This is a genomic window from Pseudomonas sp. B21_DOA (assembly GCA_030544685.1).
Taxonomy (GTDB): domain Bacteria; phylum Pseudomonadota; class Gammaproteobacteria; order Pseudomonadales; family Pseudomonadaceae; genus Aquipseudomonas; species Aquipseudomonas fluorescens_AO.
Map to the genome: position 1 here is coordinate 5,029,416 of CP086683.1, position 22,214 is coordinate 5,051,629.

21 protein-coding genes and 3 pseudogenes are annotated in these 22,214 nt (G+C 60.4%); 16 read left to right on the forward strand and 8 right to left on the reverse strand.

What is annotated here, in order from left to right; translation table 11 throughout:
• Positions 1-129 precede the first annotated feature (129 nt).
• Positions 130-684 (forward strand): RNA polymerase factor sigma-70, encoded by a 555-nt coding sequence (locus LJU32_23185; protein ID WKV88329.1) that lies wholly within the window; start codon positions 130-132, stop codon positions 682-684.
• A 134-nt stretch (positions 685-818) separates the two neighbouring features.
• On the opposite strand, the gene LJU32_23190 is transcribed toward LJU32_23185, so the two are convergent.
• The 3 genes from LJU32_23190 to LJU32_23200 all read right to left on the reverse strand — a co-directional run bounded on the left by LJU32_23190 (position 819) and on the right by LJU32_23200 (position 3,432).
• Positions 819-1,832, reverse strand: coding sequence for an acetyltransferase (locus LJU32_23190; GenBank protein WKV88330.1), 1,014 nt, complete (start codon positions 1,830-1,832; stop codon positions 819-821).
• Between the two features lie 85 nt (positions 1,833-1,917).
• Positions 1,918-2,715, reverse strand: coding sequence for a transporter substrate-binding domain-containing protein (locus LJU32_23195; GenBank protein WKV88331.1), 798 nt, complete (start codon positions 2,713-2,715; stop codon positions 1,918-1,920).
• 93 nt (positions 2,716-2,808) lie between these two features.
• Positions 2,809-3,432, reverse strand: coding sequence for a TetR/AcrR family transcriptional regulator (locus LJU32_23200; GenBank protein WKV88332.1), 624 nt, complete (start codon positions 3,430-3,432; stop codon positions 2,809-2,811).
• A 184-nt stretch (positions 3,433-3,616) separates the two neighbouring features.
• On the opposite strand from LJU32_23200, the pseudogene LJU32_23205 reads away from it, so the two are divergent.
• The 8 genes and pseudogenes from LJU32_23205 to LJU32_23240 all read left to right on the forward strand — a co-directional run bounded on the left by LJU32_23205 (position 3,617) and on the right by LJU32_23240 (position 12,945).
• Positions 3,617-5,400: pseudogene (locus tag LJU32_23205) on the forward strand (DUF1446 domain-containing protein).
• Positions 5,401-5,412: 12 nt separating this feature from the next.
• Complete coding sequence (locus LJU32_23210; protein WKV88333.1) at positions 5,413-6,297, forward strand: SDR family oxidoreductase; 885 nt, start codon at positions 5,413-5,415, stop codon at positions 6,295-6,297.
• 3 nt (positions 6,298-6,300) lie between these two features.
• Positions 6,301-7,917 (forward strand): acyl-CoA carboxylase subunit beta, encoded by a 1,617-nt coding sequence (locus LJU32_23215; GenBank protein WKV88334.1) that lies wholly within the window; start codon positions 6,301-6,303, stop codon positions 7,915-7,917.
• Between the two features lie 30 nt (positions 7,918-7,947).
• Positions 7,948-9,105, forward strand: a complete 1,158-nt coding sequence (atuD, locus tag LJU32_23220; protein ID WKV88335.1) for a citronellyl-CoA dehydrogenase — start codon at positions 7,948-7,950, stop codon at positions 9,103-9,105.
• Positions 9,102-9,895: pseudogene (locus LJU32_23225) on the forward strand (enoyl-CoA hydratase-related protein). Before atuD ends, LJU32_23225 begins: the two are co-directional and overlap by 4 nt.
• A gap of 120 nt (positions 9,896-10,015) precedes the next feature.
• Positions 10,016-11,977: an acetyl/propionyl/methylcrotonyl-CoA carboxylase subunit alpha gene (locus LJU32_23230; protein WKV88336.1), complete on the forward strand. Its 1,962-nt coding sequence runs from the start codon at positions 10,016-10,018 to the stop codon at positions 11,975-11,977.
• Between the two features lie 70 nt (positions 11,978-12,047).
• The gene (locus LJU32_23235; protein WKV88337.1) at positions 12,048-12,590 is read left to right on the forward strand and encodes a 3'-5' exoribonuclease; all 543 of its coding nucleotides are present in this window, start codon (positions 12,048-12,050) and stop codon (positions 12,588-12,590) included.
• Between the two features lie 70 nt (positions 12,591-12,660).
• Complete coding sequence (locus LJU32_23240) at positions 12,661-12,945, forward strand: pyrimidine/purine nucleoside phosphorylase (GenBank protein ID WKV88338.1); 285 nt, start codon at positions 12,661-12,663, stop codon at positions 12,943-12,945.
• 71 nt (positions 12,946-13,016) lie between these two features.
• Here LJU32_23240 and LJU32_23245 read toward each other — a convergent pair whose 3' ends face one another.
• Entirely contained in the window at positions 13,017-13,823 is an 807-nt protein-coding gene (locus LJU32_23245) for an MOSC domain-containing protein (protein WKV88339.1), read from the reverse strand.
• A 166-nt stretch (positions 13,824-13,989) separates the two neighbouring features.
• On the reverse strand, positions 13,990-14,925 hold the full coding sequence (locus LJU32_23250) for a chemotaxis protein CheV (GenBank protein WKV88340.1): 936 nt from the start codon (positions 14,923-14,925) through the stop codon (positions 13,990-13,992).
• A 454-nt stretch (positions 14,926-15,379) separates the two neighbouring features.
• Here LJU32_23250 and LJU32_23255 point away from each other — a divergent pair, with 454 nt between their 5' ends.
• The 3 genes from LJU32_23255 to LJU32_23265 all read left to right on the forward strand — a co-directional run bounded on the left by LJU32_23255 (position 15,380) and on the right by LJU32_23265 (position 17,862).
• Positions 15,380-15,850 carry a hypothetical protein gene (locus LJU32_23255; GenBank protein ID WKV91181.1) on the forward strand — a complete coding sequence of 157 codons (471 nt, stop codon included), beginning with the start codon at positions 15,380-15,382 and terminating at the stop codon, positions 15,848-15,850.
• Between the two features lie 462 nt (positions 15,851-16,312).
• Positions 16,313-17,206 (forward strand): sensor histidine kinase, encoded by an 894-nt coding sequence (locus tag LJU32_23260; protein WKV91182.1) that lies wholly within the window; start codon positions 16,313-16,315, stop codon positions 17,204-17,206.
• On the forward strand, positions 17,203-17,862 hold the full coding sequence (locus LJU32_23265) for a response regulator transcription factor (protein WKV88341.1): 660 nt from the start codon (positions 17,203-17,205) through the stop codon (positions 17,860-17,862). The genes LJU32_23260 and LJU32_23265 overlap by 4 nt, the downstream gene beginning before the upstream one ends.
• Here LJU32_23265 and yegS read toward each other — a convergent pair.
• A pseudogene (gene yegS, locus LJU32_23270) lies at positions 17,846-18,762 on the reverse strand (lipid kinase YegS). The gene LJU32_23265 and the pseudogene yegS sit on opposite strands and share 17 nt — an antisense overlap.
• Before the next feature lie 149 nt (positions 18,763-18,911).
• Between yegS and LJU32_23275 the strand changes: the two are divergent.
• Together LJU32_23275 and LJU32_23280 are read left to right on the forward strand one after the other, a co-directional pair.
• Positions 18,912-19,091, forward strand: a complete 180-nt coding sequence (locus tag LJU32_23275) for a hypothetical protein (protein WKV88342.1) — start codon at positions 18,912-18,914, stop codon at positions 19,089-19,091.
• A complete protein-coding gene (locus tag LJU32_23280) occupies positions 19,078-19,386 on the forward strand; it encodes a hypothetical protein (protein WKV88343.1) in 309 nt (102 codons plus the stop codon). The genes LJU32_23275 and LJU32_23280 overlap by 14 nt, the downstream gene beginning before the upstream one ends.
• 59 nt (positions 19,387-19,445) lie before the next feature.
• Here LJU32_23280 and LJU32_23285 read toward each other — a convergent pair whose 3' ends face one another.
• Together LJU32_23285 and moaB are read right to left on the reverse strand one after the other, a co-directional pair.
• Complete coding sequence (locus tag LJU32_23285; protein WKV88344.1) at positions 19,446-20,672, reverse strand: molybdopterin molybdotransferase MoeA; 1,227 nt, start codon at positions 20,670-20,672, stop codon at positions 19,446-19,448.
• Positions 20,656-21,195, reverse strand: a complete 540-nt coding sequence (gene moaB / locus LJU32_23290) for a molybdenum cofactor biosynthesis protein B (GenBank protein WKV88345.1) — start codon at positions 21,193-21,195, stop codon at positions 20,656-20,658. Before moaB ends, LJU32_23285 begins: the two co-directional genes overlap by 17 nt.
• An 81-nt stretch (positions 21,196-21,276) precedes the next feature.
• Here moaB and mobA point away from each other — a divergent pair, with 81 nt between their 5' ends.
• Both mobA and LJU32_23300 read left to right on the forward strand, forming a co-directional pair.
• Positions 21,277-21,879 (forward strand): molybdenum cofactor guanylyltransferase MobA, encoded by a 603-nt coding sequence (mobA, locus tag LJU32_23295; GenBank protein WKV88346.1) that lies wholly within the window; start codon positions 21,277-21,279, stop codon positions 21,877-21,879.
• Positions 21,880-21,957: 78 nt separating this feature from the next.
• Entirely contained in the window at positions 21,958-22,179 is a 222-nt protein-coding gene (locus LJU32_23300) for a YgdI/YgdR family lipoprotein (GenBank protein WKV88347.1), read from the forward strand.
• Positions 22,180-22,214 lie beyond the last annotated feature (35 nt).

The window sequence follows — 22,214 nt, forward strand, 5'->3', positions numbered from 1 at the left end:
GCCTTACAGCAATACCTCTCTTTCTCATTTGACAATCATTATCATTCAACATAATTTGTCGCTCGATGTGTAGGACGGCGCCGTCCCCCGAGGCCCTCCCACTAACCTATTGGCAGCAAGGTGATTTCCATGACGGAACAAGTATCCACAAGCAGGTGCGATTCACCGCTACTTCAGGCATTCGTCGACAATCGACTGATTCTGGTCAAGATTGCAGCGCGCATTACCGGCTGCAGGTCTCGCGCCGAAGACGTGGTGCAGGATGCGTTTTTCCGACTGCAATCGGCGCCGCCGATCACGTCGTCGATCAAGGCTCAGCTGAGCTACCTGTTCCAGATCGTGCGCAACCTCGCCATCGATCATTACCGCAAGCAGGCGCTCGAACAGAAATACTCAGGCCCGGAAGAGGAAGGCTTGAACGTGGTGATTCAGGGCGCTTCGCCGGAAACTTCGCACATCAACTTCTCGACCCTCGAACACATCGCCGATGCGCTGACCGAGCTGCCCAGCCGCACCCGTTATGCCTTCGAGATGTACCGCTTGCACGGCGTACCGCAGAAAGACATCGCCAAGGAACTGGGCGTATCGCCCACCCTGGTCAACTTCATGATTCGTGATGCGCTGGTGCACTGCCGCAAGGTCTCGGGCAATCGGCGGGATGCGGTGATCGCGGGTCGTCGTTAGGATCCGGATTCTGCGTCAAGCCATTCGCGAGCAGGCTCGCTCCCACAGGGTTTGAACAACGACACAAATCCAGTGGGAGCGAGCCTGCTCGCGAAACCGGCCTCAGACTCAACGCAATACCGAGGCCGAACGCATCAGGCCAAGCTGCACCGATCAAAAAACCGCTCCCGCCCCAGAATCATCAGCGCCGCGCGCTTGTGCGGAAAATCGAATTCCTTCTCGCAGTGGAAACACTGATTGTGCATATGCCCGATCATTTTCGCGTTATCGGCACGCGGCTCGGCAACCACGCGCTGGGTGCGCGGATCATCGAGAAACAGGTAATGCACCAGCGCCGATAACCAGCTCGCCACTTTGTGCGGGCCGCGATGACTTTCTTCGCCGACCAGCATGTGAATGCCACGGTCGTAATCGCCGGCATCGTAGAACGGCGCGATGCGATCTTCCTTGGCCCAGTAGGCTTCGAAATAGGCGAACGGCTGATCATCGAAACAGCCGATCAGCGTCAGCGTGTGCGGATCGGCATCGAGCTTGTTGAGGTACTCGCGATGCTGCTCAAGGCTGCCCTCCTCCTGCCAGAAACTCGCCACGCGCGGGCTGTTCTGCCAGCGATTGAAGCGCGACAGATCTTCTTCGATTTCCAGCGTACGCAAGGAAACCCATGCGCCAAGCCGCGCATCGAAACGCCGATAGACTTCACCGCGCGGTTTCACCGGTCGCAGCGGGTGGCGCTTGCCCTGGCTGATGACCATTTGCTGCGGATAGCTGCCGGTCAGTGAAGTGCCCAGCCACGGCTGCGGCAGTTGCCAGAACAGCGTGCGCTCGCAGCGATATTCGCCGGCGACTTCGCTGTTGATCAGCAAACCGCTGCGCAACGCCTCGGTCGGCGGTTGATCGAGTTGCCAGGTTAGCTGCTGACACGCCGGGTCACGGGCGAACAACCAGTAACAGGCCGCCCATAAGGCCTGCCCGGGCAGCAGGGCATAACGTTCATCAAGCTGGATCGGGCCCTTGCCTTCACGGTTCAGGCGCAGCCGAATCAACGGTTGCCCGTCCAGGCTCAGGCTCAAGCGGCTTTCGCTGGCATCAGCGATCAAGCGACTGCCCGAGGGCAACGCCAGGGCAGTCAGGTCGTTCAGATGGGACATGGGTCGGGCTCACGTAATCGTCGACAGTTCAACGAAGTGACGTGAGTCGGGAGGGGAAATTTAAGCGCGGGACGAAAACAGCGCTTCAGTGATGCGGCACCGGCACCACGGCAATCCTGTACGGCTCGAAAATCTTCAACAACTCGCCGTTGTCGCGCAAACGCTGCAACAGATTGCCGAAGGCTTCGCCGCTGATCGGAGCGCTTGGTCGCAGAATCGCGTAATGGTGATAGATCTGATCGGTACGCTGGGAGGCCAGAAGCGCATCGCGGACCTTTTCGTTGCGCAGCAGGTAATCGAACAGATAGGAGCGGGTCACCAGGGCAATGTCGGCGCGCCCGCGCAGCACCATCAGCAGGTTGCTGTCATGGGAATAGGTCAGCGTGGCGTTGTAGTTTTTCGCGAGGTATTTCGGGTCGGCGTTGAAGTTGGCGAATTCGTAGTGATAACCGCTGAACAGCGCCAGACGTTTGCCTGACAGGCTGGAAAAGTAGTTCTGCTGGCGGCCATCCTCGCGCTGGGCGACAAAAATCTCGGCGTCTTCCAGGCCCATGTCGACGTCGTCGTGGGGAATGTCCTTCCAGCCCCACTCGGGGTTCTCGAAGATCGCCATATCGATGCGGCCCTGCTTGAAATCACCGAAACGGCGCGGGATCGACGTCGGCACCAGGACGAACTGATACTCGCTCTGCGAGCGGTTCAGCGCCTCGACCAATTGCGGCAACAGGCCGGTGTCGGCGCCGTTTTCCGGGCGAATCGTATAGGGCGGGAAATGCGCGGCGCCGACCCGGACCAATTGCGCTGACTGAGCGGGCAATACCCATAACGCAGCCAGCGCAGCGAGCATCAGCCCGGCGGCTGTCCGAATTGGCGAAGACTTCAAAACACCCCACTCCCCGAAAAAATAGCGATCAATGCATTCAAGCTAGGCGGTTTCGCCGAGTTAGCCAGTTTCCCGCCCGGAACAGACGGCCATTCAACGTGCTTCGAGGACCAGAATCAGCGCTTCATCGGCGAGTTGATCGAGGCTCAAACTGCCGCCGGCACGGAACCAGGTGGTGGTCCAGGACAGTGCGCCGGTGAGGAAACGTCGGGTAATAAAAACGTCGCCGCGAATGTAGCCGGCGTCCTTGGCCTCGCCCAGAACCTGCAGCCAGATGTCTTCATAAACGTCACGCAACGCAAGGACTTTAGCCTGGCCGTCTTCGGACAATGAGCGCCATTCGTACACCAGCACCGCCATCGCTTCGCCGCTGCCGCCCATGATCGACTGCAACTCGCAACGAATCAGCGCCAGCACCTTGTCGCGCACGTCGCTTGCCTCGGCCAGGGCTGCGCGCATCAACGCGGTGTTGTAGCGGATGGTCTCCTCCATCACTGCGCGAAGGATTTCATCCTTGCTTTTGAAGTGATGAAAAATACTGCCCGACTGAATGCCCACAGCGCTGGCCAGATCACGCACCGTGGTGCGCTCGTAGCCTTTGTTGCGAAACAGGTGAGCCGCCACTTGCAGCAATTTGCCACGGGCGCTGTCCGGGTCGGTCAACTGGCCTTGCTCGACCAGTTCGCGCATGACCCGCAGGGCTTTTTGCTCGTCCACCCGTTCTCTCCTACAGTCGATCAGTGTGTTGCCCCCTGTAACCGCAGGGTTGCGCGCAATTTAAGCCGCGCGCGGGCACCAAGCAAGCGCTTGGGCAGAAGAATGTTTCGCCTGTTTACAAACCAAGCGCTTGCTTGGTAGCCTCCAGACACTTCTGTCGCAGGTCCCTGAGTCGGAGATAAAAATGCCAACCACCGTGCGAATCGGCTGCGCCAGTGCTTTTGGGGCGACACCTGCACTGCTGCCGCCCAGCTTGTCTGCGGCGGAAACCTGGATTATCTGGTGTTCGATTATCTGGCCGAGATCACCATGTCGCTGATGGCCGGCGCGCGCCTGAAAGACCCGCAGGCCGGGTTCGCGGGTGACTTCGTTGAAGTGCTGGCGCCGCTGCTGACGCAACTGGCCGAACAGAACATCCGCGTGATCAGCAATGCCGGCGGGGTCAATCCGCAGGCTTGCGCGGCGGCCCTGCAAGCGGCCTGTGACCAGGCTGGAGTCCAGCTGAAGATTGCCGTGTTGCTCGGCGACGACTTGCAAGGACAGCTCAAAAACCCCGCCGACATCCGCGAAATGTTCAGCGGCGCGCCACTTCCGCGCATGTGCGTGTCGACCAACGCCTACCTCGGCGCGCCGGGGATTGTCGAAGCTTTGCGCCTGGGTGCCGACATTGTCATCACCGGCCGGGTGGTCGACAGCGCCGTGGTCAGCGCGGCGCTGGTGCACGAGTTCGGTTGGTCGTGGCACGACTACGACAAACTCGCTCAGGCCGCGCTGGCCGGGCACATCATCGAGTGCGGCGCGCAGTGCACCGGCGGTAATTTCACCGACTGGCGCGAGGTGCCGGATTACGAGCACATCGGTTTTCCGATCGTCGAGGTCAGCGCCGATGGCCAGTTCCTCGTCAGCAAACCCGAAGGCTCCGGCGGCCTGGTTACGCCGCTGACCGTCGGCGAGCAGATGCTCTACGAAATCGGCGATCCGCAGGCCTATCTGTTACCCGATGTGATCTGCGATTTCACTCAGGTCAAACTTCAGCAACAGGGCAAAAATATCGTGCAGGTGCACGGTGCCAAAGGCCTGCCGCCCAGCGATAAATACAAGGTCAGCGCCACGTACCCGGACGGTTTTCGCTGCACCGCCAGTTGCCTGATGGCCGGCATCGACGCGGTGGACAAGGCGCGGCGGGTCAGTCAGGCGATCATCGACAAGACCGCCGAGATGTTCAGCCTGCGCGGCTGGTCGCCCTACAGCGAAACCCATGTCGAACTGCTCGGCAGCGAAGCCACCTATGGCCCCCACGGCCAGCGCCGCGACAGCCGTGAAGTGGTGATCAAGATCGCCGTGCGCCATCCTGACAAACGCGCGCTGGTGCTGTTTTCCAAAGAGATCGCCCAGGCCGCGACCGGTATGGCGCCGGGTTTGACCGGCATTGTCGGCGGACGTCCGACCGTGTACCCAGTCATCCGCCTGTTCTCATTTCTCGTAGATAAAAATGCCTGCACGCTGCAAATCGACATGGCCGGTGAGCGCCATCCGTGCGCCCTGCCCGACCCGGTGGCCCTCGACAGCGCAGATTTGCCGATCGCCCATCAGCCACCCAAACCCCAGGGCCGCGCCGATGCCAGTGTGCCGCTGGTGAAACTGGCGGTGGCGCGCTCCGGCGACAAGGGCAACCACAGCAACATCGGCGTGATGCCGCGCCATCCCGATTACCTGCCGTGGATCGCCGAAGCGCTGACCACTTCGGTGGTGGTCGACTGGATGCGTCACGTCCTCGATCCACTTCTCGGGCGTGTCGAACGCTGGTATCTGCCCGGCAGCCACAGCCTCAACTTTCTCTTGGAAAACGCCCTCGGCGGTGGCGGTGTCGCCAGTCTGCGCATCGATCCGCAGGGCAAGGCCTTCGCTCAACAACTATTGGAAATCCAGATTCCGGTGCCGCAGAGCATCGCCGAACAGCTCGACTAGAGGATGGTGTGCATGGCTTACGCGTCGATTTTTCGCGCCGATCTGTTCAGCGGCCAGAACATGATTGTCACCGGTGGCGGCAGCGGCATCGGTCGCTGCACCGCCCATGAACTGGCGGCCCTTGGCGCCAATGTGCTGCTGGTCGGGCGCAAGCCGGAAAAACTCGAAAAGGTCGCCGCCGAAATCGCCGAGGACGGCGGCCGCGCGCACTGGAAGGCCTGCGATATCCGCGATGAAGAGGCGGTCAAGCAACTGGTCAAAGAGCTGATCGCCGAACACGGGCCGATCCACGGCCTGGTCAACAATGCCGGCGGCCAATACCCGTCGCCCTTGGCCTCGATCAATCAGAAGGGCTTCGAAACCGTGCTGCGGACCAATCTGGTCGGCGGGTTTCTGATGGCCCGGGAAGTGTTCAACCAGTCGATGAGCAAACACGGCGGCAGCATCGTCAACATGCTTGCCGACATGTGGGGCGGCATGCCCGGCATGGGCCACTCGGGCGCCGCGCGTTCAGGCATGGACAACTTCACCAAGACTGCTGCGTTCGAGTGGGGTTACGCCGGGGTCCGGGTCAACGCCGTGGCGCCGGGCTGGATCGCCTCCAGCGGCATGGACACTTACGAGGGCGCATTCAAAGCGGTGATTCCGACCCTGCGCGAGCATGTGCCGCTCAAGCGTATCGGCACCGAATCGGAAGTCAGTGCGGCGATCGTGTTTCTGCTCAGCCCGGCGGCAGCGTTCATCAGCGGCACCACGGTGAAAATCGACGGCGCCGCCAGCCTCGGCAGTCGCGCCTGGCCGCTGCACAAGGCCAGCCACAGCGAATCGTTCAACGGTTTCCACCGCGCGTATTTACCAGAAGTGTTGCGTCCCGACGTGCTCAAGGACAAGGAATAAGCCATGGCGCAGATTCAGTCGCAACTCGATCCGCACAGCGAAGCGTTCGCGCGCAACCGCGCGGCCATGCTCGCCGCCATCGAGCAGGTGCAGCAGCTCGAACAGCACCTGCTGAACAAGGCCGCCGAAGCCAAAGAAAAATTCAGCAAACGAGGGCAACTGTTGCCCCGCGAGCGCTTGAACCTGTTGCTCGACCCCGGCGCGCCGTTTCTCGAACTGGCCAGCCTCGCAGGATACAAGTTGCATGACGACAAGGACGGCAGTTCGGCCGGTGGCGGGCTGATTGCCGGCATCGGTTATGTCTGCGGCATCCGCGCGATGGTGGTCGCCAACAACAGCGCAATCAAGGGCGGCACGATCTCGCCGAGCGGCCTGAAAAAATCCCTGCGCCTGCAACAGATCGCCCGGGAAAACAAACTGCCGATGATCACCCTCGCCGAAAGCGGCGGCGCCAACCTCAACTACGCGGCGGAGATTTTTGTCGAAGGCGCGCGCAGTTTCGCCAACCAGGCGCGCATGTCAGCGATGGGTTTGCCGCAGATCACCGTGGTGCACGGCTCGGCCACGGCCGGCGGCGCCTATCAACCGGGCTTGTCGGATTACGTGGTGGTGGTGCGCGGCAAGGCCAAGCTGTTTCTCGCCGGCCCGCCATTGCTCAAAGCGGCGACCGGCGAAGTGGCCACCGATGAAGAACTCGGTGGCGCCGAAATGCACGCGCAGGTCGCCGGCACCGCTGAATACCTCGCTGAAAACGATGCTGACGGCATCCGTCAGGTCCGCGACATCATGCGCATGCTGCCGTGGAACGAACAGCTGCCCTGGCTGCCGGAGCCGCAATACAAGGAACCGCTCTACCCCATCGACGAACTGCTGGGGCTGATCCCCGACGATGCGAAAAAGCCCTACGACGTGCGCGAAATCATCGCGAGGATCGCCGATGAGTCGGACTTTCTCGAATTCAAAGGCGAGTTCGATCAGCAAACCCTTTGCGGCCAACTGAAAATCCAGGGCCGCGCCTGCGGCTTCATCGGCAACAACGGCCCGATCACCCCGCAAGGTGCGAGCAAGGCGGCGCAGTTCATCCAGCTGTGCGACCAGAGCCAGACGCCGCTGCTGTTTTTCCACAACACCACGGGGTTCATGGTCGGCACCGAATCGGAGCAGCAAGGCGTGATCAAGCACGGCTCGAAACTGATCCAGGCGGTGGCCAATGCACGGGTGGCTAAACTGACCATCGTCGTCGGCGGTTCCTACGGCGCCGGCAATTATGCGATGTGCGGACGCGGGCTCGATCCGCGCTTCATCTTCGCCTGGCCCAACAGCCGAACGGCAGTGATGGGTGGCGCGCAGGCCGGCAAGGTCTTGCGCATCGTCACTGAGGCCAAACAGCTGAAGGACGGCATCGAGCCCGATCCGAAAATGCTCGACATGCTCGAACAGATGACCGCGCAGAAACTCGACAGCCAATCCACCGCCCTGTACGGCAGCGCCAACCTGTGGGACGACGGCCTGATCGACCCGCGCGACACCCGCACCCTGCTCGGTTACTTGCTGGACATCTGCCACGAAGCCGACATGCGCACGCTGCAACCCAACAGCTTCGGCGTCAGCCGCTTCTGACCGCCACGGATCCTACGGAGAACAACAACAATGATCTTCACCCCGGAACACGAAGCCCTGCGCCGCACCGTCCGCCAGTTCGTCACGCACGAGATCAACCCGCACGTCGAAGAATGGGAAAAGGCCGGGCGCTTTCCGATCCACGAGATTTTCCGCAAGGCCGGCGAGCTGGGCCTGCTGGGCATTTCCAAGCCGGAAAAATTCGGCGGCATGGGCCTCGACTACAGCTATTCGATTGTCGCCGCCGAAGAGTTCGGCACCATTCATTGCGGCGGGATTCCGATGTCGATCGGCGTACAGACCGACATGTGCACCCCGGCCCTCGCCCGCTTCGGCTCCGATGAACTGCGCGAAGAGTTCCTCCGGCCGGCGATCACGGGCGAGCAGGTCGGCTGCATCGGCGTTTCCGAAGTCGGCGCCGGCTCCGATGTTGCCGGGCTGAAAACCACGGCGCGCAAGGACGGCGACGACTACGTGATCAACGGCAGCAAAATGTGGATCACCAACTCGCCGAGCGCCGATTTCATCTGCCTGCTGGCCAACACGTCGGACGACAAGCCGCACATCAACAAGTCGCTGATCATGGTGCCGATGACCACCCCGGGCATCAGCCTCAGCTCGCACCTGGACAAACTCGGCATGCGCAGCTCGGAAACCGCGCAGGTGTTCTTCGACAACGTGCGCGTGCCGCAGCGCAATCGCATCGGCCACGAAGGCGCCGGGTTCATGATGCAGATGCTGCAGTTCCAGGAGGAACGCCTGTTCGGCGCGGCGAACATGATCAAGGGCCTGGAATATTGCATCGACAGCACCATCGAGTACTGCAAGGAGCGCAAGACCTTCGGCAACGCGCTGATCGACAACCAGGTGATTCACTTCCGCCTGGCCGAATTGCAGACCGAAATCGAATGCCTGCGCGCGCTGGTCTATCAGGCCACCGAGCAGTACATCAAAGGTCAGGACGTCACCCGACTGGCGTCGATGGCCAAGCTCAAGGCCGGACGCCTCGGCCGTGAAGTCAGCGACAGCTGCCTGCAATATTGGGGCGGCATGGGCTTCATGTGGGACAACCCGGTGGCCCGCGCCTATCGCGATGTGCGTCTGGTGTCGATTGGCGGCGGCGCCGACGAAATCATGCTGGGCATCATCTGCAAACTGATGGGCATCCTGCCGGGGAAAAAGAAATGAGCCGCCTGCCCGATTGCCAGACGCTGTTGCTGGAACTGCATGGCGGCGTGCTGCACATCACCCTCAACCGCCCGGACAGCCGCAACGCGATGAGCCTGCAAATGGTCGCCGAACTGCGCGCGGTGCTGGCGGCGATACGCGATGACCGCACAGTGCGGGCCTTGGTGCTCAGCGGTGCCGGCGGGCATTTTTGCGCCGGCGGCGACATCAAGGACATGGCCAATGCACGGGCTCAGGGGCGGAGGCTTACCGTGAGTTGAACCGGGCGTTCGGTGCGTTACTGGAACAAGCCCAACACACACCACAAGTGCTGATCACTGTGCTGCAAGGCGCCGTCCTCGGCGGCGGCTTCGGTCTGGCCTGCGTCAGCGATATCGCCCTGGCCGATCACCAGGCGCAGTTCGGTTTGCCGGAAACCAGCCTCGGCCTGATCCCGGCGCAAATCGCACCGTTTGTGGTGCAACGGATCGGCTTGACCGAAACCCGCCGGCTCGCGCTGACAGCGGCGCGTTTCGATGGCGCTGAGGCGCAGCGAGTAGGGCTGGTGCATTTCGTTGAACAGGATGCGCAAGCGTTGGCCGAGCGACTGGATGAAGTCTTGCAACAGGTGCTGCGCTGCGCACCGGAAGCGAATGCGATGACCAAGAAATTGTTGCTGGCGAGTGCCGGACAGCCGTCGAGTGACTTGCTTGATGAGGCGGCGCAGTGGTTCAGCGCGGCGGTGACCGGCCCCGAAGGTGTGGAGGGAACCATGGCATTCATGCAGAAACGCAAACCGGGGTGGGCCTGAAAAAGCATCGCGGGCAAGCCCGCTCCCACACGGATTCTCATTTGCTCAAATAACCTGTGGGAGCTGGCTTGCCAGCGATGAGGCCATCACATTCAAAGTCAAAAACTCAGGAACCCCACCATGCCCACCCTCCACAAAATCCTGATCGCCAACCGCGGTGAAATCGGCTGCCGCATCCAGCGCACGGCCCAGGCGCTGGGCTATCGCACCGTCGCGGTGTTCAGCGACGCCGATGCCGATGCGCTGCACGTACAAATGGCCGATCAGGCCGTGCACATCGGCCCGGCACCGGTGCAGCAGTCCTACCTCAACATTGCGGCGATCATTGACGCCGCCTGCCGCAGCGGCGCCGATGCCATTCATCCCGGCTACGGCTTCCTCTCGGAAAACGCCGATTTCGCCCGCGCTTGCGCCGAAGCCGGGCTGATTTTCATCGGCCCCAGCGTCGAAGCGATCGAACTGATGGGCAGCAAACGCCTGTCGAAAATCGCCATGCTCGACGCGGGCGTGCCGTGTATCGCTGGCTATCAAGGCGCAGCGCAGGACGACGCGACCTTGCTGGCCGAGGCCGAGCGCATCGGCTATCCGCTGATGATCAAGGCCAGTGCCGGTGGTGGTGGACGTGGCATGCGCCTGGTGCACGAGGCCAGCGAACTGGCGGCGCAACTGCGCACCGCGCGCTCCGAAGCAATGAACGGTTTCGGTAGCGACGAGTTGATTCTCGAGCAGGCAGTGATCGAACCGCGTCACGTCGAAGTGCAACTGTTCGGCGACCAGCACGGCCATCTGGTCTATCTCGGCGAACGCGATTGCTCGATCCAGCGCCGCCATCAGAAAGTCGTCGAAGAAGCACCGTGCCCGGTGATGACCGCCGAGCTGCGTCAGGCCATGGGCGAGGCGGCGCTCAAGGCCGGGCGGGCGGTGAATTATGTCGGCGCCGGCACCGTGGAGTTCCTGCTCGACGCGCGCGGGCAGTTCTACTTCCTGGAGATGAACACCCGACTGCAGGTCGAACACCCGGTAACGGAAATGATCACTGGGCAAGACCTCGTCGCCTGGCAGTTGCTGGTCGCCGAAGGCCAGCCGCTACCGCTGACCCAAGAGCAGATCCGCCTCGACGGTCACGCCATGGAAGTGCGCCTCTACGCTGAAGATCCCGCTGCGGATTTTCTCCCGCAAACCGGCCGCGTTGTGGCATGGCAGCCAGCGCTGGCGCACGGTGTGCGGATTGATCACGGCCTGCTTGAAGGTCAGTCGGTCAGCCCGTTCTACGATCCGATGCTGGGCAAACTGATCGCCCACGGCGCCACTCGTGAAGAGGCGCGGCGCAAGCTGTTGCGTGCGGTGCAGGACACCGTGCTGCTTGGCGTGCAGAGCAATCAGCGCTTGCTCGAAGGCCTGCTGCAACATCCGCAATTCATCAGTGGCGATTTCAGCACCGCCTTCATCCAAGAACATTTTTCCAGCCATGCCAGCCTAAACACTTATGTGCCGACAACGGCGCAACTGGCGATTGCCGTGGTGTTGTTCTATCAGGCCAGCGCCCTGCCCCATCGCGCCCCATTGAATGGCTGGCGCAACAACGCCAGCGTGCCGTTGCACTATCGACTCGGCAGTGACGAGCAGGACTGGACGCTGTCGGTGCTGGCGCGCAAAACCGGCGAGTTGGTCGTGCAGGCTGGCGAAAGCACTGTGGCGGTGAAAATCATTGAGCACGCCGCGCAATCAATCACCATCGAAGTCGACGGCCTGCGCCAGCGCCACGCCTATCGTCTGCACGATCGGCTGCTGTGGCTGTTCACCCATCCGGGCAGCCTGCGCCTGGAGGATCGAACTCATGCGCCGATCGACAGTCAGACCAGCGTCGCCTCCGGCACCCTGAAAGCCCCGATGGACGGTGCGATTGTCGATGTGCTGGTCAGCGAAGGCAGTACGGTCAGCAAGGGTCAATTGCTGGTGGTACTGGAGGCAATGAAAATGGAGCATCCGTTGAAGGCCGGCATCGATGGCGTGCTCAAACGGGTGCAAGTGAAGGTCGGCGATCAGGTAAAAAATCGTCAGGTTCTGTTGCAGGTCGAGTAGTCGCCCGGGCACAAGCGCGGGGTTTGACTACGCTCTGATAAATCAGAACGCGGAAATCAGGAACCCTGCGATGCCCCATTGGCTGGTCATAGATCTGGAAGCCACTACAGACGAGGGTGGCTGGCCGGTCACGGAAATGGAAATTATCGAGATCGGTGCGACCCTGGTCGACCGCGCCGGGCGCGAGCAGGATCACTTTCAGCGCTTCGTCAAACCGACCCGCCGTCCATTGCTGACGTCGTTCTGTCGGGAGCTGACGCACATCACCCAGGCCAACATCGACTCGGCGCAACCGCTGAGCGAGGTCTGGCCAGCCTTTGAGCGCTGGCTGGCGCAGCATCAGGCTCGCCTTGAAGGCTGGGCCAGTTGGGGCGGTTACGATCGCCAGCAGTTGCTGCAAGAGTGGCAGCGCCTGAACATCGACAGTGGCCTGAGCAAAGTCCCGCACATGAACCTCAAACAGCGCTTCGCCAAGGCTCGCCGCCTGGAACGACCGCTGGGGCTCAACGGCGCGTTGCAACTGGCGGGCATGCAGTTCAACGGCCAACAACATCGCGCGCTGGAAGATGCCCGCAATACCGCACGGTTATTGCCGCTGGTGCTGCCGCTTTAGACGCGTGACGGCACGAAAAGCCTTGTGCATACTGGCCGCCCCTTTTAAGCCCTTTTCGAGGAATCCGCCCATGTTTAAAGTCAACGAGTACTTCGACGGCACCGTCAAGTCGATCGCCTTTGGCACCGCTGAAGGTCCGGCGACCATTGGCGTCATGGCCCCGGGCGAATACGAATTCGGCACCAGTCAGCGCGAGATCATGCACGTGGTGTCCGGCGCGCTGAGCGTCAAACTGCCAGACAGCAGCGACTGGGAAACCTTCGCCGCTGGCAGCCAGTTCAACGTCCCGGCCAACAGCAAGTTCCAGCTCAAAGTCGCCGTCGATACCGCTTACCTGTGCGAATACCGCGGCTGATCCCGCCGGGTTCACAGCGCAAAAAATGCCCGCGTCCAAAAGACCCGGGCATTTTTCGTTGCAGCGACAACCTATTCGAGAATTTCCACCGGCATGCCGACTTCCAGGCGGCCGTTGCCGTCATTGACCAGATTCTGCCCGAACATCGCGCCGTCAGCGGTGCTGCGGTGTTTCTGCAGCGTCGCGAACGGCTCGCGATCAGGGCTGCGCTCACCGGTTTGCGGGTCAACAGTCGTCATGATGCAACGCGCGCACGGTTTGACCACACGGAATTCGATGTCGCCGATGCGAAGACGCTTCCAGTTGTCCTCGGCGTACGGCGCGCTGCCTTCGATGACCAGATTCGGACGGAAACGCAGCATCTCCAGCTCTCGCCCTACCGTTTCCGAGAGCGCCTGCCGCGAGGCTTCGCCGATCAGCAGCAATGGATAACCGTCGGCGAACGCTACTTTATCGTCGTCCTTGCCGAAACCCGACTGCGTGGTGCGTGCCCGCTCGAGCGGCATTTGCACTAGACGCGTGGGCTTGCCGAGGAAGTCGCTGACGAAACGCGCGGCTTGATCACCGGCGTCCGGCACCCGCAGGGTGTCGCGCCAGATCGTCACACCGCGCAGCTCGGCGTCTGCATCAGGCAAAGGAATTTCGATCGAGCCGTGCTCCGGAGCGCTCAGGGTCAGACCGCCGCTGGCATTGCACAAGGCCGACAACTGACTCATCTTCGCTTCGGCACGCTGGGTCAGAAAGCGCCCGCTGGCCTCGTCCACCAGCATCCAGCGGCGGTCGCCTGCCAGGCCCAGCTTGTCCAGCTCGATGCTTTGCAGGAGTTCGCCCTTGCCGGATTTCAACGGGTAACGATAAAGCGCGCTCAGACGCAGCATGGCCAGCTTCCTTGATGGAAAAACGCCACCCTATACGAGCTCGATCAGGAAGCAAAGAGCAATAACTGTAGGAGTGAGCCTGCTTGCGAAGACGGTGTGTCAGGTAATGATTCGGGGCTGACACACCGCTATCGCGAGCAGGCTCACTCCTACAATGGGCGTGCGATCAAGCGGGCACGGCGTCGAGCATCAGACGCTGGCGCACCACGTCGACCAGTTTGTCCGGCTGGAATTTGGAGAGGAAGTTGTCGCAACCGACCTTCTTCACCATCGAGTCGTTGAAGCTGCCCGACAACGAGGTGTGCAGCACGACATACAACCCACGCAGGCGCGGATCGTTGCGGATTTCCGTGGTCAGGCGATAGCCATCCATTTCCGGCATTTCCGCGTCGGTGAAAATCATCAGCAGTTTGTCAGTCATGTGCACGCCGGTATCGGCCCAGGCCTTGAGCATGTTCAAGGCTTTCAGACCGTCACTGGCAATGTGCATTTTCACCCCGAGCTGGCCGAGGGTATCGCGCAATTGCGAAAGCGCTACGTTGGAGTCGTCCACCAGCAACACTTCGCGGCCACGGGCGCGCTCGAGTACCGGGTCGTCGAGTTTCTCGCGTGAAACCTTGGCGTTGTAAGGGACGATTTCAGCGAGGACTTTCTCTACGTCGATGATCTCGACCAGTTGATCGTCGACCTTGCTGATCGCGGTCAGATAATGCTGGCGGCCGGCACTGGTCGGCGGCGGCAGAATGGCTTCCCAGTTCATGTTGACGATGCGGTCGACGCCGCCGACGAGGAAGGCCTGCACCGAACGGTTGTACTCGGTGACGATGATCGTGCTGTTCGGGCCCGGCACCAGTGGGCGCATGCCGATTGCCTGGGACAGGTCGATCACCGGCAATGTCTGACCGCGCAGGTTGACCACGCCGCAAACAAAGGGATGACGCTGCGGCATCAGGGTCAGCTTCGGCAGTTGCAGTACTTCCTGAACCTTGAACACGTTGATCGCGAACAACTGGCGTCCAGCCAGGCGAAACATGAGGATTTCCAGGCGATTCTCACCCACCAGTTGCGTGCGTTGGTCTACCGTGTCGAGAATGCCGGCCATCAATGACTCCTGGGCTTGTTCTGATGAATTCACTATGGGGGTTTATCGGCTGCATTCAGCTAATCTTGATTGCTGTAAAGCCCGTAAGTAAAAATGCCACAAACGACCATTGATGTCACACTGACATCATGCTTTACTGGCATTCGTGATTTCATCTGCTAGATTCATTGCGGCGCGACCTCGGTTTGCACGTTAGGTTCCCGCGCCTAAGGGATTCCCCTAGGATCAATCAGGCCCAACCTGATATTCGCCATTTCCAATAGCCATTACTGTGACGCCATTCTCATTGCATGAACGGAGTCAGGCTATTGTGTGCGATCGCAATTCAGTGGCAACCCACCCTCTGGAACCTCTCGGCCCGTGTACTTGCACGACCGGGCGCGATCTGCCGACGATCCACGATCGTCGCCACACCCGGCCATCCGTCAACCAACACGACGTGGTGGAGATAAACATGCCAATCGACCGCAAAGACTGGGCGCAACGCTTCCCCGAATTTCTGGTCGAGGCCGAAACGCTTCTCGCCAAGTCCGAAGAATGCCTGAACCATCTGCAATTGATCAGCAATGACAAGGATGCCATCGACTGTATGCTCGGCACTCTGCTGAAGTTGGCAGGCCGCGCCGAAGCGTTGGCACTGGAAGCAATCTCCGAGTTTTCCCTGCATATCTATAGTCTGCTGAATCTGACGCAGGATCATGTCGACCTGCACGACCAGGCGCTTGATGCATTACGAGACTGTTTCACCTTGATGGCATGGCAACTGGAGCTGGTGGATCACAAGACCGGACAGCTGAGCCTTGATGAAAGCGAGCAAACAGCTTTGCTGGAAGCGTTCGCCGCGCAAATGGGTCAGGACGCATTTGAGCCGAAGTCGATGAGCAAACGTTTGCTGTCACCCTCCCCAGCAGCGCGGCAGGCTTGATAAGACAGGCCGCGATATTGTCGTAATTGAATAGTTCATACCTGCCAGCGACAACCCGGATCAAATAATCAGCCCGACCAACGGCTAATTTCCAAGTGCCGCCATCAGGGTTTTCCCTGTGTCACCCAGCGACACTTCCCGGCCCGTCAAAGCGGCCGAAATACAACAATTCCAGCTTTTTCCAATATGGAACTTACGTCCACAAACCGATATTTCCTGACTGAATGGACATATATAGCAACCGCGACCGACGGTATGTTAAGTGGTATTATGCCGCCGGCTAGTTGCCTGCCGTTAATGGCACACTGACTCCAGCCTTTGCTCAGCAATGTTATTGCCAGTCAATGATTGCTCAACAAATGCAATTTGAATCAGTAACATAATTGACAGTATTTTTCACACAGAGATCCGCCAGCCACCGGCCGGTCTGCCCGCAGCGAACATCCATTGGCTCCATCCGTTATGTACGCCAGTTTCAAGTCACTCACCACATGGCCGCCTTCGCGGGAAAATGCCCGGCGCTTCACACTCGTCATGTGTGTTCTGGCGACCCTTGGCAGTCTGTTGGCTTATCTTTTCTCCGCGCACATTCCGCTGGGGTTGTTGGCTCTCGACGTCGCCGCCACCGCTTGCGTCTGGGTGCAATATCGCTTGTCGCGCAAGTCGATCAAGTTTCAGCCGCAAGAGCTGGCTGACCGCCTGTTGCAAGTGCAGGAAAACGAGCGCCACCGTCTCAGCCGTGAATTGCACGACGATATCGGCCAGTTGCTTACCGCCGCCAAGCTGCAAAGTGACTGGCTCAAACGTCGCCTGCCGGAAGAAGTGCAGGAGCAGTGCACGGTACTTTGCGACACGCTGGATGAAACCCTGAACAAAGTGCGTGACGTCTCGGCCATTCTCAATCCGCGCCAATTGACCAGCCTGGGCCTTGAAGCCAGCCTGCGTGCACATTTGCTCAAGACACTCGCCAACACGCCGGTGAACTGGAGCCTCGACTGTCAGCAACGACTCAATGGCATTCCCGAGGAAATGGCCGTCGCGGCGTTTCGCATCGCCCAGGAAGCCGTAACCAACATCCTGCGGCACGCACAGGCGAAAAACCTGTTGATTCAAGTACAGCGTCTGCCGCAAGGTCTGACTTTGTTGATCAGCGATGACGGTCTCGGTTTCACCCCGGCAGCCGATCCGGCCAGAGAAGGCCAACGCGGCATGGCCGGAATGGCCGAGCGTATCGAACAGTTGGGCGGCACACTGAGTGTTATAAGCGAGCCGGGCAAAGGCACAAGAATCGAAGCACTTTTCCCATGGGCGCCTCGGTCGCTCGAACGGGCCAGTACGAATAAGGTTATGCGTTGACTTGTAACTTACTTCTGGTGGATGACCACTCGCTGATCAGAGCCGGCGTGCGCGCTCTGGTACTGGATATTCCCGGTTACGCGGTAATCGGCGAAGCCAGTGATGGTTCGCAATTGCTTGAAATGGTCGAGCAACTGAGCCCCGACATCGTATTGCTGGACATCTCGATGAGAGAAACCGGTGGCCTGGAAGCGCTGCAACGCCTCAAGCGCGTGCGCCCGCAGAGCAAGGTTCTGATCCTGTCGATGCACACCGATCCGGCGCTGATCATGCAGGCGCTGGAGTCCGGCGCCCATGGTTATCTGCTCAAGGACACAACGGCCACTGAGCTTGAGCACGCGCTGGAGGCCCTGCGCAACAACGAACGCTACCTCAGCCCGGCCATTGCTCATACCGTGATCAATCAGGCGCTGACCCGTAGCCAGAAAAGTCAGCCGGACATCGCCGATTCGCACAATCTGACGGCGCGCCAGTTAGAGATCCTCAGGCTGATCGTACGAGGCAAGTCCACACGGGAAATCGCCAACGGTCTGGGCCTGAGCGTCAAGACCGTTGAAACCCATCGCGCGCAGATCATGAAGCGCCTGCAAATCTACGACGTGGCGGGTCTGGTGCTGTTCGCCGTGCGTGAGCAGATCATCAGCCTTGATGACTGATTGACGGCTGTTGGCCCAATAACGGCGAGTCCTTTGGCAGGTGCACCTGCAACGCGGCAGGTTTGGCGACAAAACGCAGACTGTCGCCTTCCAGCGGCTCGCCATCGAGATTGATGCTCAACCCTTCGGCAACCTTGATCTCGACCCACGGCAAGCGAGCCCGCACAAACATGCTATCGAGACCGAAGCCCTCGCTCAGCAGATTCTTCAGCGTCCCGACCAGCTCCTGCGGTGCCGGCAGAATGCTGATATCCAGCAAACCATCGTCGACTCGCGCCTCGGGGCACAGCACATGGCCGCCGCCCGCCTGCCTTCCGTTGCCGATTCCCAGCGCGAGCAGTTCACCCTGCCAATGAAAATCCGGCCCCTGCAACTCACCGTAAGCGGCATGCAGCTCACTGAACCGGGTCAGGCCGGTGAACAGGTACGCAGCGCCACCCAAGACTTTTTTCAGGTCTTCCGACGTATTGGCGGTGACCTGACTGCCAAATCCACCCGTCGCCATGTTCAGGAAAATCTGCCCGCCCACTTCGCCCAGATCGATATCCGAAGGCTCGACGTCGAGCAAATCCAGCGCCTGCGCCGGCTCCAGCGAAATGCCGGCGGCGCGGGAAAAATCGTTGGCAGTGCCCAGCGGTAGCAGGACAAGACTGGCTTTTGCGGATGCTGCGCCAGCGCTTCGGCAATATCGCGCAAGGTACCGTCGCCGCCGCCTGCAATGATTTTCGTGTAACCCGCTGCCAGCGCCTCTTCGACCAGACGCTGGGCGTCGCCGGCCTCCCAGGTCACCCGGACAGCCAGCTCCCAGCCTTGCTCGCGCCTGGCTTCGACGGCGGCGCGGACATCCTCGTTGAGTGCCTGTTTGCCATGCAGGATCAGCAGTGCCCGGCGTTCACTCATAACGTCACTCCAAGAATTGAAATCGATTGAAACATCTTGACCACTGTGCGCCTTAAAAAAGCCACGGAGATGGCAATTAATTCCTCTTCCAACAACCGGCGTCCTACACAGCGGTATTTTTTCTTACGAAACAAGAGGAATCGGCTTAATTGACCCCGGCCGCCCCTTGGGTCACCGTGTACCGGCAGCATCAACTTTCAACCCAACAACACAAGGATGTGCAGGTAATGAACGGATACCCCGCGATTCATTTCCATGAATCGAGCAATGGAAAAACCAGCAAGCGTGCAGTTGCTACGATCAGCGAGTATTTCCATGCGCAACCATGAAACCAAGGCACCGGTGAGCCCGGTCGCCGCTCTCGCCGAAAGCCGTGCCAGCAAAAAACCAGAATTCTGTAACAGCGCCAAGACCAGTGGAGAGTTTGATATGGAGCCCCGCGTCAGCGAACTGGAAACCCACTTCAAATACATGCGCCGCGACATGGATGAAGTACTCAATGATGTGCGGACGATAAAACATCGTCTGGCGTATTCGGCGGGTGCAACCGCTGTCATCCTCGGACTGCTGGGATGGGTGGCCAACAGCCGATTCGACCAGTTGGTGTCACTCATCAGCAACTGACCGAATCAATTGTTGCACGTGCCGTGCTTACCAGCCGACGCGTGCATGGGCAAGACGGGTTACCCCAGCAGGTCACTGAGGGGAATGAAGCTCACTTCATCGCCCTCGCTCAGCGTGCGGCCTTCCCGGACTTCGACCAATCCGTCGGCCCACGCTGCGCTGCGCAACACCCCCGAGCTCTGGTTGCGATAAATGATTGCGCGCCCTTGGTCGATACGTCCGCGCAAATACTCGCGACGATTTCCGGCCACCGGCCAGACAAAGCCTGCGGGCACTGCAAACTTGAGCGGCTCGACGGCTTGCACGCCCAGGCGTCGCAACAGATAAGGGCGCGTGAGCAAGGCGAACGTCACCAGCGTCGACGCGGGATTTCCGGGCAGGCCGATCACCGGCACGTTGCGGAAATGACCAAACGTCAACGGTTTCCCCGGTTTGATGGCCAGCTTCCACAAGGCCAGTTCGCCTTCTTCACGCAAGGCAATGCCAAGAAAATCCGCTTCACCGACCGAGACACCGCCGGTGGACAGAATCAGATCGACATTCTGCAGCTCGCCCAGCCGGGCCCGCGTGGCGGGAAGATCGTCCGGGAGGATTCCGCCATCGATGACCTCACAACCCAGACGCTGCAGCCAACTGCACAAAAGCACCCGGTTGCTGTTGTAGATCTGGCCCGGACCCAATGCCTGACCGGGTTCAACCAGCTCGTCTCCGGTGGACAGAACCGCCACGCGCGGCTTGCGCACGACGTTGAGGCCGGCGCAGCCCAATGATGCAGCCAGGCCCTGCTCGATCGGTCCCAATCGGGTGCCTGCCTGCAGGACCAGTTCACCGACCGTGGTTTCCTGGCCCTGCGGACGAATGTTCTGTCCGGCTTTCAAAGGCTCGAGGAAGCGCACTCTTGCGTCGGCCTGAACGTCGGCGTTTTCCTGCATCTCGACACAGTCGGCGCCGGGCGGCAGCGGCGCCCCGGTAAAGATGCGAGCGCAAGTGCCTGGCTCCAAGGGTTGCGGCGACTGCCCGGCAAAGACTTTTTGGCTAACCGGCAACGGCTCACCCTTCCAGTCAGCCAGATTCAAGGCATAGCCGTCCATGGCACTGTTGGGCCACGGCGGCAGGTCCAGCGTCGAGATCAGATCTTCAGCCAGCACCCGCCCTTCGACTTGAGCCAGCGGCAAGTGCTCGCGCTCGACAATCCGCGAAGCATCGGCCATTGCCAGCAAGCGCTCGAGCGCCGTTTCGACGGGCAGCAAACTGCCGCTCTTGCCCGGCTTACCCACGGGATTCACAAGGTGCCGCCTGCTTCAGATGCGTGACGAAGTTGCACGGACGATGACGAGCGTCCAGTTGCTCTGCGAGGATGCCATCCCAGCCGGTGCGTACCGCATTGGTCGAACCCGGCAGGCAGCACACCAGCGTGCCGTTGGCCAGACCTGCCAGGGCACGGGACTGCACGGTGGAAGTGCCGATATCGGCGACAGATATCTGGCGGAACAGCTCGCCGAATCCGTCGACCTGTTTGTCGAGCAGGCACGCCACCGCTTCCGGTGTGCTGTCACGCCCGGTGAAGCCGGTGCCGCCAGTGATCAACACAACCTGAACCACATCGTCGGCAATCCAGTTGGCGACTTGCGCGCGAATTTTATACAGATCATCTTTAAGCAAAACGCGCTCGGCCAGCGCGTGGCCGGCCGCGATCAAGCGATCGACGAAGACCTGGCCGGAAGTATCGGTTTCCAGCGTCCGGGTGTCGCTGACAGTCAGCACCGCAATATTGAGCGGCACGAAAGGTACATCAGCCTTGGCTTTCATAGGCTCTTCCAGTTGTAGGGGAAACAGCCCGGTGTTATATCACAGCGGCTCATTTTTCTGCCGCCCCTCCGGAGAGTCGTCATGCCGTTGAACAGCCTATTGCCACCCTGCTCCGTCCTGCTTTTGGCCGGTGGACGCGGCCAGCGCATGGGCGGCCAGGACAAGGGGCTCATCGAATGGCAGGGCGAACCTTTGATCGCGCATTTGCAGCGCAAGGTGCGACCGCTGACCGACGATCTCATTATCTCGTGTAACCGCAATCGCGAGCGCTATGCCGCTTTTGCCGATCAACTGGTCATGGATGACGAGGGCGACTTTCCGGGCCCATTGGCCGGTATTCGTGCAGGGCTGAAAGCGGCGCGTCATGCGCATTTGCTGGTGTCGCCGTGTGATGTGCCGCGAATCGACAAGGCCTTGCTCGAGGACATGCTGACGACTGCCAATCAGCAACGTGAAAAACCTTTAATGCTGCGCCATGGCGCGCACTGGGAACCACTGCTGTGCGTGATCCCCGTGGCGCTGTTGGCCGCATTCGAAGCCGCCTGGAATGCAGGCGAACGCAGCCCCGGCCGAGTGATGCGCAGTCTCGACGCCGTCGCATTGCAATGCCCTGACAACGACCCGCGACTGGCCAACCTCAACACCCCCGAATTGTTACATCTGCACAACACTGTGTCAGACTGACACTATCCAAGGAACTCTCGCGCCTTGTTTACGTCTCAAGCTCAGTAACCAGAAGATTTCCCATTCGGAGACACACTCATGACTCAACGGACCCTCGCCACTTTCATGCTCGCACTGGGCCTGGCAACCCTCGCCGGTTGCTCCTCACCGACAGTGATCACCTTGAATGACGGTCGCGAAATCCAGGCCGTCGACACCCCGAAATACGATGATGATTCGGGCTTCTACGAGTTCCAGCAGCTGGACGGCAAAGAAACCCGCATCAACAAGGATCAGGTTCGTACCGTTAAAGAGCTGTAAGGCTGCGGATCGATACCGGATACAGAAAAGCCCGC